Source organism: Aliifodinibius sp. S!AR15-10 (genome assembly GCF_031569985.1).
Lineage (GTDB): Bacteria > Bacteroidota > Rhodothermia > Balneolales > Balneolaceae > JAMQKA01.
Genome location: NZ_JAMQKA010000026.1, coordinates 65,372 through 77,526, shown reverse-complemented (window position 1 = coordinate 77,526; position 12,155 = coordinate 65,372). Strand labels below are relative to the sequence as shown.

Genomic DNA, 12,155 nt, shown 5'->3' with positions numbered 1-12,155 from the left:
GGGGACGTATACCAAAAATAGCTCTTTAAGCTGGTTCGTTTTCTAGGTCACCCCGACAGCTCCAGTCTGTTACTTGTCCCTTCAATATAGAACGTTTTACTAACGGGAATCTAAAGGTTCGTTTTTTCGTCGTTTAAAAAATGAAACCGGCCTGCTTTTATAGCTTATTTAACGTGAGAGATAAACAGTCTTTACGATTTTCTTTTGAACCACTACCCTTCCAGCTCCCAAAAATCAGTCGATGACCGGCATGTAGCAGCATTCCGGATAGCCCGACGACTGTTCAACCAATTGCTCGCTTCCGTCCGCTTTGCGGCGGAGGCCCCTCTGGCGCTCCACGTTCTCTGTCGCACCATAGGTTATACTGGACGCAGAGCGTCCAACAGGTCCCAACGCAGAGCATAGGGACCAAGCGCGGGGTTGTTAATAAGAAATCTTATATCGAACTGACGTTTATTAATTCCTTTCAAACAGCTCTTCTCGCCACGCTTTGAATCGTTCGATCTCCGACATAACAGTTTGGTATAACTCTGGATTTTCCTTTTCCAGTTGTTGAGCAGAATCTTTTAATAACAAATCTTTGGCATCCACAAAAAGTGGGGCTGTAATAAGGCTCAGCAGAAAATACCCCGGGATCAGAAAGGAGTTAACACCAGCCAATCCCAGTAGAAGAGTTATCAGCAGGTACCAAGAGGGAAGCAGAAACAGGCCGCAAAGAAATTTTGCTGAGCCATCAAACACATGATCTTGAATAAATTCTTCGGTAATCCAGCGTATCAATTGATATGGGATCAAATTATTGAGCAGGGTGAACAGGTACACTGGGCTTAGCAGGAGGTCTTTGGGTTTCCAGTTCTGTTTCGTTATGAAATTGTTGAGATCTGCTTTACCATCACTTTTTTCCAACAGTTCAGTGGTTTTGTCCAACAGCTTTTCATTAACATGCTCATCGATTTTTGCAACCCGTTCATTTACAATTCCCGGCTGTATGAGATTTTCACGATTGGATTCCAACTCATCAAGCAGGAGGTGGTGAAGAGGGTAGTGATTGAGATTCGGAACATGCATCGTCAGCGATTTCATCGCTTCGGCGGTAGCTTGTTTAAGTTCTTGAGCTGCTTGCCGTTCATCCTGTAGATACAGCTCTTTGTAACTTGCTATGGGAATACACTCTCCAAACTCAACGTGAACCGGTCGGCGGGATTTCCGGTGTTGCCCGTAATTTATTCCCACGGGAATCACCTGAAGATCCAGTTGCCAGTTGTGTCGAACTTCGGCGCCAAAGGCAATACGGGTAAAGCCTTTACTGAGCGGCCGGATCCGACGTCTCAGGTCGTGGTTAGCCTCCGCAAAGACAAGGATGGCGTCTCCTTTCCCAAGATGGTCATAGCATCGGGCAAAGGTGGTTTCGTTTTTCTTTATCGAGCTCATCCCATCGCGCACCCGGTAGACCGGCATCATATTCAGCGATCGCAAGAAAGAGCTTACAACCGGAACTTCAAACGGCTCGGCGCGGGTCAGGAAGTGCACAAACTTCCGCGTGTTACAAACCAGGTGCAGGGCATCGAGGAGGGCGTTTTGGTGATTGGAAACAAAGATAACCGGTTTTTCAGAGGGGATATATTCGGTGCTGGAAACCGTGCATTGGGAGTGGAAGAGATCAAGTGCAGGGCTAACCACGGCATATCGAAAAAATTGGTACCAAAGGTAGTTTCTACGCATTGCTTATTACGCGTTGCAGGGCTGACTTTCCCATTGACCAGTACCACCCGATGCCAAGCCCGGTGATAATGTGCCAGATACCCCACCATGCAGCGACAAGTGCCATTCCGCCCAACCCGTCGAAGAAGTTGAAAATGAGCAACAGTCCCAGTCCCGAATTTTGGATACCCGTTTCAATGGCTATGGATTTACGATCGGGCTCCGGCAGGTTGAACAGGGAGGCCAGTCCATAGCCGCCGGTCAGGGCAAAGGCGTTGTGGAAAAAAACCAGCCCGATAACCAGGTGGACATAGTTGATAAAATTGTCAAAGTTCATGGCAAAGGCGACCAGCACAAAGCCTGAGAAGAAGATTACGCCAAACCCTTTGATCCAGTTGGCTATTTTTGAGGCCCACTGCTCCCTGAAATGTCGCACCATCATACCAAAAAAGAGGGGCAGTCCGAGTATCAACCCGATGATCTTGAAGACCTCCCACAAGTTTATGTGGATCTCCTTTAGGATGACATTGGTTGGACCGTACATGCTGGCCCAGAGCGTGAAATTGAAGGGGGTTATAACGATGGCGGCGAGCGTGGCAATGGCAGTCATACTGACTGACAGAGCGGCGTTTCCCTTGGCAAGGAGTGAGAAAAAGTTGGAGATATTGCCGCCGGGACATGCCGCAACCATAAACATGCCGAGTGCCATACTGGGATGGGGTTCAAAGAAGAGAACCAGCAACAAGGTGATGGCAGGCAGGAACACAAACTGAGAGAAGATGCCAACCAGGGTAGATTTGGGCTCCTTCGAAAGCCGGCGGAAATCACCCACCGTCAACTCCAGGGCAACACCAAACATGATGAAAGCCAGGGAGATATTCATGGCCAATAATCCCCCGTCACCCAGGTTTAGCTGCAAGGCATCAATCGATTCATTCATGGTGTGATTTCCTGACCTGTTAAACCCCTAACTATATGTGGTGTTTGCTGAAGTAGAAGGATGCTTTCCGGAAGGATACAAAACTTTTAGCGGATTTTGATACAAAATATTTGGGTAAGAACTGCATAGTTAACGAAAGAGCTTTACTGTTTTATAAGCATGGCTTGCATTAATTACCCTGGGTGATTTTTAGGATTACCCAGGGTGATTTTAAAATTCACCCCGGGTGAATATCACGGGCTATAGGCATTGGTACACTTTCTTTACAGCATAGGTTAAAAAAATGTGCTATTGGTGATATCTTTAGGAGCGTAAAAAACTTGAAGGGTAACTAAAAAGGTAAGCGACCGGCTCAAATCACATTTAATATTTGTCTGAATATAAAATGATTAGAGATGACTAAGCTATATTAGCATTAGAATTGCTATTATAGATTGAATTGCACTATTTTGATCTAAAATAAAAAAATAGCTTTCAGCAGACCCCATACATGAACTGGAAATTGCTAAATCCTCTAAACTGGCGAAAGTCATTCCTTATCCTGATTCTGGGGGGCTTCGTGTTCATATGGTTTACATTTATTGATACTTACAGCCTGTTGACTCGCTATCAGATCAGCGAGCGGAAAGAGGACCTGAAGGCCAAGACCCGGCAGCTGGAAGCTGAGACTGTAGAGCTAAAGGATAAAATTGAGGATTTACAGTCGGATTCCGCCCTCCTTGAACGCATTGCTCGTGAAGAGTACGGAATGCGTAAAAAAGGAGATGTGGTCTACAAGATCCGTGAAAAGGATAATTGATCGATCATTCGATAACATTGAATTACCGCTTCCCTTTTCTCTTATACTTTATCGATCTTTTTTGGGTTATTACATCTTCTAATGATGTATCGTTTTGCAGCTAGTCGGATTTATGAAATTTAAGGCATTGCTACACAAGTCGGGCCCTTTTCTGTTGCTACCCCTTTTCCTTTTGCTGGGTGCAACAACGGAGTTGTATGCCCAGGTGGAGGAGGCTCAACCTGATACCACCACGGCGGATACGCTGCAAAATGCAGAGACCCCCGAAGAGATTCGAGAGCAGCAGCGCCGACAGATGCAGCAACAACGGCCCGGAGCCCAACCAGGAGGTGGTGGAGGTGCACAGCAGCCGGAGCAGGAGGGACAGGTTAACTTTTCTGCCCGCGATTCCCTGATATTCGATATGAACAACCAGCGGAATGCTACGCTTTACGGGCAGTCGAAGGTGACGCACACGGCCGGGGAGTTGACTGCGGGTAAAATAACAATGGACCTCGACAAGCACGAGGTAGACGCAAGTACCACTACACCTGGCGACTCCCTGTCGCAGCCGGTGCTACAGCGCGAACAAGACCGCATTCGCAGCGATAACATAAAATTCAACTATCAGTCGGAGAAGGGGCGGTTCGAGGTGGCCAGGGTACAGGTGGAACAGGGAAACTTGATCGGTGACAAAGTGAAAAATACCGACCGGCACACCATCTTTGTGGAAGACGGTATCTATTCTACCTGCACGCTCGATCATCCGCATTACTATATCAAAGCCGACCGGATGAAAGTCGTGGACCGCGACGAGGTCTTTTTTACCCGGGCACGGCTCTACATCCTTGACATTCCGTATCCATTGGTGTTTCCGTTTGGTTATTTACCTTTAAGAGGAATTGACCAGCGCCAGTCCGGATTGCTGGAGCCGACATATGCTTTCCAGGAGACAGACTCCAGGGGGCTTGGCCTGCAGAACCTGGGATGGTTTCAATATTTTAATGAACACCTCGTTGGACAGGCTGCGGTCGACATTTTTACCTCCGGCACGTTTTACCTGGATGCCAGTTCAACCTACCGTGTTACGGACCGCTATAACGGTTCGGTTCAGATCGGGTATTCCCGGGAAAACGGGGCTCTTCTTCCATCCGACCCGGGTTATTCCCCGAGCGTGCAGAAAAGGGTAAGCATTAATCACAGCCAGACCATTTCGCCATACGCCAACTTCTCGACAAACATAAATTATCGGACGACCAATTTCTTTAAAAGAAACTCATATGATCCTGACGATCGCGCGCGAACCAGTACCAGCTCAAGCATGAACTACCGGTATCGCCATCCCGAGGATACCTATAATTTCAGTATCTCTGCTAACCAAAATCAGAACTTTAGGACGAATACTGTTCAGCTTTCAGGGCCCAAAATGAATTTTAGCCTGAAGCAGTTTTCCCCGTTTGAGGATGAACAACAGACAGGGGATCCTTCTTTCCTGGAAGGCATTTCCATCCGGTATCAAAACGAGTTCGACTCTGAATATGAGTTCCAGCCGATCCGTGCCGATTCTGCTCGTATAAACTGGCTGGAGGCACTGCTGGACCCGGCAAAATACCGGGAAGCAACCGACAATGAAGAGCATTATCGATTTGGCTTTCGGCAGCAGATGGATTTCAGCTTTGGGAATATTCTGCCCGGTAATTTTGTAAACCTGACGCCGAGATTCGATTACAACGAGTATTGGTTCCCGACCAGCATCCGCAAGAGTTTTAATGCGGATTCCAACCGTGTGGAGACCGAAAAGGTTCGTGGATTTGAGTCAGCCCGCGATTTTAGTACCGGGATGAGCATGAATACCACATTCTATGGGCTTTGGAACCAGAAGATTGGCAATATCACCGCTTTCAGGCATACCGTTCGGCCCACATTGTCATTTACGTATCGCCCGGATTTCAGCAGTGATTTTTGGGGCTTTTACCGGGAAGTTAGGACTGACACTGCCAGTGATCGCAGGCAAAAATATTCTATTTTTGAAGATGAGGTGTTCAGGGGTCCCGGTCGCGGTGAGTCGCGTTCCCTGAGTTTTAGCCTGGACAACGTATTTGAGGCCAAGCAGGTGAAGCGCGATTCACTGGGCGAAAAAAATGAGAAAAATATTCGCCTCATCGATCGTCTTAATTTTTCCAGCAGCTATAACTTCGCTGCCGACAGTCTCAAGCTAAGCGACATGAATGTCAATTTCTCAACGTCAATCGTGGAAGGGGTGAATATCAGGGCCGGGGCCCAGTTTAACTTTTACCAAAGGGGCCCCAACGGTGGTAAGATCGATGATTATCTTTGGGAAAAAGGAGAGTTTCCCGAGTTATTAAACTGGAATGTCAGTGCCAGTTATTCTCTGCAGTGGGGAGGGCGTGGGCGTGGAATACAGACGAGAGAACCGAGCTATCCGGCGCAATATGATCCCCTGAATCAGCGCATGTATCACGGTTTTAATCCCCGTTTTAATAGTCAGCCTGTGCAGCCGTTGACCACGCCGCTGGATGTCTCTTTTAATTTCAGCTACCGCTGGACATTGAATCCCAATGGAGAAAACCGGGAATCTGCTACGCTGAATGCTAACAGTATTCGCTTTCGTCTCACGCCAAAATGGCAATTTAGCACACAAATTGGTTATGATTTTGTAGAACAGAAGCTGACGCCCTCCCGGTTTTCACTGAGTCGTGACCTGCACTGCTGGAACCTGTCGTTTGAGATGAACCCGTTCGGCGACTTCCAGTATTTCTTTTTCCGGCTGAGTGTTGACAGCGGTCAGCTGGCAGGAATAATACAAAAACTGCCGGGCCTCAATAATCTCGAGCGCAGCTCCTCACCAACCGGCCGCGGCCGTGGAGGCAGATATGGATTTTAACAAATTCGGGATAATCGACCATTAACAAGGGTCGTTTAGAGGACAAAATCCAAGACTATGACAATACGAAATGAGTGATGCGTTTATGCGTAAATTTCTTGACAACTCCTTACGCATTACGTGTCACGAATCTCACTTCTCACTTCTAGATTCCTCGCCACATATTTCCCCAGCACATCAAACTCCAGGTTCACGGTGTCGCCCTCTTGCTTATCTTTAAGATTGGTGTGCTCCCATGTATAGGGAATGATGGCGACGGTAAATTCAGGAACCGCCTCTCGTGCAACAGTCAGGCTGATGCCGTCCACTGCGATGCTGCCGCGGCCTACAATCAGGTTGCGATGCTCCTCTGGGTAGGCAATCGTGAGAAGATGATCTGTGCCCTCTTTTTCAATAGCCTTGATGGTACCCACTGTGTCTACATGTCCCTGCACAATATGCCCGTCCAGCAGCCGGTCCATCGTCATGGAGCGCTCCAGGTTCACGAGATCATCCTTTGCTAAACCGCCGATATTGGTTTTTCGAAGGGTTTCTTCCACGCTTTGCACGGTAAACGTTTTGTCATCGCACTCCGTCACCGTATGGCAGGCCCCATTGATACTGATGCTTTGGTCCACCTGCAGTTCGCTTGAAAATGGGGCGGCAATGGTAACCTCCTTCCCGCCGTCTAGGTCGGTTACTGTTTGAATGGTTCCGGTCTCTTCAATAATTCCTGTGAACATTATATTTCAGTTTTAAATGATTTTAAAAAGTATTTCTACAGATAACCCGTCAGCAAGAGATCATCGCCGACCTGTCGCCAGGTTTCATCCCGAAGTTCTATAATCTCTTTCATGTGGTTGATCCCAAGGCCCAGCAGACTACGGGTGCCCCCGCCCAGTAATTTTGGTGAAATAAAGAGCTCAAGTTTGTCCACCAGTCGTTGTTTTATCAAAGCAGTAGCCAGCGACTGCCCGGCTTCTACGAGGATGGAGGTAACCTCCAGTTCGGCAAGTTCTTTCATGGCTGATTCCAGGTCACTATGCCCATCAACTTCGGGCACCAGCAGTGTTTTGCCACGAAAATAGTTGGACTGCAGCATGTTCAGCATCGGGTCAGCTTCATTCTGATACTTTTCACGATTATGGGTGACGATAATCGTTTTCTCCTCATATTGGTCGGTAAACAGGTTCAAATCATCGGGGAGGTCCATGGGGCCATCTATTACTATGCGGCGCGGCTGACGGCCTTCTACGTGCCGTACCGTTAGCCTGGGATTATCGAGCCGGGCCGTATTGCGACCCACCATCACCGCATCGTATCGGCTGCGCCAGCGGTGTACTTGTTCGCGTGCCGTCTGTCCGGAAATCCATTGAGAATCTCCGTCCGGGGCTGCAATGTAGCCATCGGCTGTCTGGGCGATCTTGAGCGTAACAAAGGGGCGCTCAAACTGATGAAAGTGGAGGAAGAATTCATTGAGATCCCGTGCTTCATTTTCCATCAACCCCACCTCTACCGTAATGCCTTTTTGGCGCAGGTACTTAATCCCCTTCCCGCCCACTTTTTTTGTAGGATCTTCCATCGCCACTACCACTCGTTTGATCGGCAGTTCGCCGAGCATTTCGCAACAGGGTGGCGTCTGGCCGTGGTGCGCGCAGGGTTCCAGGGTAACATAGATGGTAGCCCCCTCGAGGTTGGCCTCATTTTTCACCTGTTGCAGGGCATTTACTTCGGCGTGGGCCTGCCCATATCGTTCATGGTAGCCCTGCCCGATCTTTTTTCCATCGTTAGAAACAATGACGCAGCCCACCATCGGGTTCGGGGACACATAACCTGCTCCCCGTTCTGCTATTTCAAGGGCGAGCTGCATCCATTTGCGATCGGTTTTGCTAAATTTGCTTCTAGAACTCAATGATTTCTTCAGGTTTGATTCTTCAAATTTTGAATTCGTACGGTCTTTGAGTTTAGGCTGTCCCTAAATTTGGTCTGATTTATAATAAACGGCCAACAACTCAGGAAGATCCTAAGTTAAGAGACTAAACGGTTGAACAAATTACAGAATATAGAAGTCTGCTAAACAGAAATTCCAGGAACTTCAATCCACAATACCTGTAAAAAGAAAAAGGCAAGAAGATTGCTCCTCTTGCCCTTTAAAACAAAGTCCCTTTTGTACTCTACCCTTGGCGTAGCAGCTGTGCCCGGTTGTCTTCAATATCAGCATCAGCCCTGAGCTGTTCCATCCAAACTTGCATGAAGGATTTACCCTTTTCCTGCTGCAGCTGTTGACGGATCTGTTGCCGGGTACTGGTTGTTAAATTCTGCAGGTTTGCTTCCTGCTTGCCGTCCACCCGAACCACAAATACTGCACTATTTCCTTGGAGAATACCCGATGTCTCTCCTTCATCAAGGCCAAACACCGCTCCGATCACTTCCGGTTCACGTCCGGCTCCCTGGATAACAACAGAGCTCTTGCGAAGCCCTGCCTGCGTAACAAGCTCTTTTCCTGCTGCAGAAGAGAGGGATTCCAGGGTGCTGTTGGAATCGAGCAGACCCTGTACACGCTGTGCTATCTGTTCCTTCCGTTTTTCGTTAAGCACCTGGTTTTGAATCTGCTGTTTTACCTCCTCAAATGGTCTGACCCCTTCTGGAGTGATCTCCTCAACTTTGAGCACAATAAACTGGCTGCTCAATTCAAGGGGTTGCGAGATGTCGCCTTCAGAGGAGGTTTCCAGGTAGTTCAAGATCTGTCGACTCTGACCGATTCCCGCCACAAACGGGTTGTCTTTCGTGGCAAAAGCCTCCTTGACCTGCAGTCCGTCATTTTCAGCTTCGGTTTCAAAGCCTTCTTGCTCCGCGAAGTAGCTAAAATCGTCAGCTTCTTCAGCACGGGCGTCAATGGTATTGATGGGATCAGCGCGAATATCGTAGCTTAATACTACAAATTTAACTTGATCAGCAGTTTCGTCAATTTTCTTCAGGATGTTCACTTTTCCACCGGTTTGGATCGGCTCACTCACCTCGCCATTTTCCAGATCCAGTACAGGGGTAAACTCTTCCCGAATTTCGCTTTTGTCAACAAATTCCGCACTGTATGGCGTGGTTGACTGCTGTTGGAACAGGAACAGTGAATCATCCTCGGCCTGGGCAAATTCGTCGCGAATATTACGCAATTCCCGGAAGGTACGCGTGGTATCTTCACTGGTCGGGGTTTTATCGAAACTTACATATTTAAACCGGTAGGATTCCTTCTGTTCATAACGCCGCTGGTTATTTTCATAAAATTCGCGAAGATCGCTCTCCGTAACGTTGACTGCACTATCGGGCACTTCCGCATATGGGAAGCGAATATAGGAGATGTCGGCAGTGGTGTTGTTGCGGAGGTACTGCTGTTCCACCTCATGGCTGCTTACCACCATCGAAGATTGAACAAAGTTGTTCATCTTTTGCTGGCGACGTTTTTGCCGGAGCTGCTGCTCAATCATCACCCAGAGTTGGCTGTTTTCCGGGGCTTCAATAGCTGCCTGCAGCGCTACCCGGTCTATTGTGCCATCTTCTCTCTGGAACTGTTGCCGGATAAATGGATCAGGATTTTCACCGGTAATCATTTCAACCACTTCCTGGTCAGTAACACTAATCCCCAGCTCATTCATTTTTTGCTGAACCAGTTTGCTGGTAACCAATTCATTCCACGCCTGGTCTTCGTAATATGCCCGCATTTCGGGAGTGATAGAGTTCCCGGTCTGCTGCGAATATCGGTCGATATAGCCGCTTATCCTGCTATTATATTCTTCAAGAGAGATCGGCTCCCCATTGACACTACCCAGTGAGCGAGGGCCCGCCTGGAGGGCATCAAAAACTTGCGTATCTGCTAAAATCCAAAGTACACCAAAAGAGAAAATCAACACCCAGAGAATAACACCGGTGTTTTTCCTCATTCTGTCCATTACGCCCATAACAAAAAAACCTCTTATCTACTACTAATTACAGTTAACAAAAAACATTTCAATAGCCCTCAAAAAGGGCTCCCTTCAAGCTTTCAAATATACAAGAAGCCTGTACTAAGAGCAATTTAACCTCGGCAGGAAATTGTTCTACGATATAACGGCACATTCTATTGTGCCATTCTCCTTCTCACAGTTATAAATTACTCAGTCAACCCGTTAAAAGACCTCGATAAGCCGCATGTGTTTAAGGTATTTTTGGGGATCATTGTTGATTCCCTCGATCAGCGTTTGCATCTCAACGGCCAGGCTGTCGTAGCGGTTGTAGAGTGAAGAATCATTCACCAGTTTGCCCAGCGTTCCATCGCCCCGTTCTATTTTACCCAGAATCGTATTCAGCTGGTCCGAGGTTGCATTCAGTTCTTTACTGAGCTTTTCCACTGCCTGCAGTGAACTGTTCATGCGCACGAGGGCTGAGTCGATCTGCTGGCGGTTATCGGTGGTCAGCGTATCGATATTGGCCAAGATTGAGTTGGCATGATCGATGCTCGATTCCAGCTTATTTCGTTTATTGTTAATAAGCCCGGATATATTATCGGAAGTGGACTCAAGATTGGTGAGAGTTTCCTCAATCCGATTCCTGTTTTCTTCGGTAAGGGTCCGGTTGAGTTCTTCGAGCAGCGTATTGAGCTTGTTGAACGAAGAGGAAACGTTGTTGCTTAATTTTTCTCCTTCATTCTTAAGCGTCTCCATCATACCACCTTCGTACCGGCCCTTGATAAATCCATCGTAGGGAACCAATTCGTTTGAGTTTCCTTTCTGGATGATAATTGCTTTCTCATTCAACAGTCCCGAGGATTCCAGCAGGGCAACGGAGCCTTCCGGTATGTCTACTCCCAGATCAAAAGTCATTCCCACAAGAACACTGTCGCTGTTGGCCAGTTGAATCTGCTTTACCGAACCCACTTTCACTCCATTGATATACACGTAATTTCCTGCGCTGAGTCCATCAACGCGATCGAAGTAGGCGTTTATTTTGTGAGATTGTCTGAAAACCGGCATATCCTGCATGACTCTGAAGCCGAGGAATGCCACAACCAGGGAAGCAATGATGGTGATTGCAACTTTCAGTTCGTTACTGATTTTTGCCAATGAAATTCTCCTTGTCTGTTTTAATTTGATATTCGCTTGCTTTAATAAAGTCTAATAGCTCTTGGTTATTACTCTTGCTCATTTCCTTTGTCGTTCCGTGCCACCACAACTGTTGGTCGTGCAGAAAAGCAACCTTTTCTGATATCTTAAGGACACTGTGAATATCGTGCGTAACCACGATAGACGTGATATTCAGATTGCTGGCAAATGAAGTGATGAGCTTATTAATTTCATCAGATGTCTGGGGATCAAGCCCGGAGGTCGGCTCGTCATATATCAGGAAATCGGGTTGCAACACCGTCGCCCGTGCCAGGGCTACCCGCCGCCGCATACCTCCTGAAAGCTCGCTCGTGTCCTTTTCAGCCGCATCCAGCAGGTTCACCATATCGAGTGCTTTGTGCACTTTTTCAGTGATCTTCTCTTCTGAGAAGTCAGTAAAATACCGCATGGGAAACGCCACATTTTCGAATGTATTAATCGAGTCGAAAAGTGCCGAGCCCTGGAACAGTACGCCAAATCGTTGCCTCATTTTGCGAAGATCAACATATTCCAGTTCAAATACATTTTGGCCGTCAATAATAACTTCGCCGGCATCGGGGTACATCAGGGCGTTCAGATGTTTGACCAGCACAGACTTGCCGCAGCCCGATCGACCAATGATGGCAATGGTCTCGCCGTCTTCTATATCAAAGGTGACATTTTCCCAGACGAGCATGTCACCGAAGCTTTTTTTTAAGTTTTTTACCTGTATCATACAAT

At 47.6% G+C, this 12,155-nt stretch carries 9 protein-coding genes; 2 read left to right on the top strand and 7 right to left on the bottom strand.

Translation table 11 applies throughout. The features are described 5' to 3' along the window. Positions 1 to 456: 456 nt before the first annotated feature. Entirely contained in the window at positions 457 to 1,722 is a 1,266-nt protein-coding gene (locus tag NC796_RS16305; protein WP_310685897.1) for a 1-acyl-sn-glycerol-3-phosphate acyltransferase, read from the bottom strand. Next, positions 1,715 to 2,641, bottom strand: coding sequence for a bile acid:sodium symporter family protein (locus NC796_RS16300; protein ID WP_310685895.1), 927 nt, complete (start codon positions 2,639 to 2,641; stop codon positions 1,715 to 1,717). The genes NC796_RS16305 and NC796_RS16300 overlap by 8 nt, the downstream gene beginning before the upstream one ends. 490 nt (positions 2,642 to 3,131) lie before the next feature. Between NC796_RS16300 and NC796_RS16295 the strand changes: the two genes are divergently transcribed. Together NC796_RS16295 and NC796_RS16290 are read left to right on the top strand one after the other, a co-directional pair. After that, positions 3,132 to 3,440: a septum formation initiator family protein gene (locus tag NC796_RS16295; protein WP_310685894.1), complete on the top strand. Its 309-nt coding sequence runs from the start codon at positions 3,132 to 3,134 to the stop codon at positions 3,438 to 3,440. A 112-nt stretch (positions 3,441 to 3,552) separates the two neighbouring features. Then, complete coding sequence (locus tag NC796_RS16290; protein WP_310685892.1) at positions 3,553 to 6,324, top strand: putative LPS assembly protein LptD; 2,772 nt, start codon at positions 3,553 to 3,555, stop codon at positions 6,322 to 6,324. A gap of 116 nt (positions 6,325 to 6,440) precedes the next feature. Here NC796_RS16290 and NC796_RS16285 read toward each other — a convergent pair whose 3' ends face one another. The 5 genes from NC796_RS16285 to NC796_RS16265 form a co-directional block, all read right to left on the bottom strand. Beyond that, entirely contained in the window at positions 6,441 to 7,046 is a 606-nt protein-coding gene (locus NC796_RS16285) for a riboflavin synthase (RefSeq protein ID WP_310685891.1), read from the bottom strand. A gap of 35 nt (positions 7,047 to 7,081) precedes the next feature. Further along, complete coding sequence (gene ribD, locus NC796_RS16280) at positions 7,082 to 8,215, bottom strand: bifunctional diaminohydroxyphosphoribosylaminopyrimidine deaminase/5-amino-6-(5-phosphoribosylamino)uracil reductase RibD (RefSeq protein WP_310685889.1); 1,134 nt, start codon at positions 8,213 to 8,215, stop codon at positions 7,082 to 7,084. A gap of 262 nt (positions 8,216 to 8,477) precedes the next feature. Continuing rightward, positions 8,478 to 10,238 (bottom strand): SurA N-terminal domain-containing protein, encoded by a 1,761-nt coding sequence (locus tag NC796_RS16275; RefSeq protein WP_310685887.1) that lies wholly within the window; start codon positions 10,236 to 10,238, stop codon positions 8,478 to 8,480. 225 nt (positions 10,239 to 10,463) lie between these two features. Continuing rightward, the gene (locus NC796_RS16270; protein ID WP_310685886.1) at positions 10,464 to 11,396 is read right to left on the bottom strand and encodes an MlaD family protein; all 933 of its coding nucleotides are present in this window, start codon (positions 11,394 to 11,396) and stop codon (positions 10,464 to 10,466) included. After that, a complete protein-coding gene (locus NC796_RS16265) occupies positions 11,380 to 12,150 on the bottom strand; it encodes an ATP-binding cassette domain-containing protein (RefSeq protein ID WP_310685884.1) in 771 nt (256 codons plus the stop codon). The genes NC796_RS16270 and NC796_RS16265 overlap by 17 nt, the downstream gene beginning before the upstream one ends. Positions 12,151 to 12,155 lie beyond the last annotated feature (5 nt).

Coding starts and splice junctions, on each gene's coding strand:
- NC796_RS16275 (WP_310685887.1), bottom strand. CDS start 10,238: ATGAGGAAAAACACCGGTGTTATTCTCTGGGTGTTGATTTTCTCTTTT.
- NC796_RS16290 (WP_310685892.1), top strand. CDS start 3,553: ATGAAATTTAAGGCATTGCTACACAAGTCGGGCCCTTTTCTGTTGCTA.
- NC796_RS16285 (WP_310685891.1), bottom strand. CDS start 7,046: ATGTTCACAGGAATTATTGAAGAGACCGGAACCATTCAAACAGTAACC.
- NC796_RS16305 (WP_310685897.1), bottom strand. CDS start 1,722: ATGCGTAGAAACTACCTTTGGTACCAATTTTTTCGATATGCCGTGGTT.
- NC796_RS16300 (WP_310685895.1), bottom strand. CDS start 2,641: ATGAATGAATCGATTGATGCCTTGCAGCTAAACCTGGGTGACGGGGGA.
- NC796_RS16265 (WP_310685884.1), bottom strand. CDS start 12,150: ATGATACAGGTAAAAAACTTAAAAAAAAGCTTCGGTGACATGCTCGTC.
- NC796_RS16295 (WP_310685894.1), top strand. CDS start 3,132: ATGAACTGGAAATTGCTAAATCCTCTAAACTGGCGAAAGTCATTCCTT.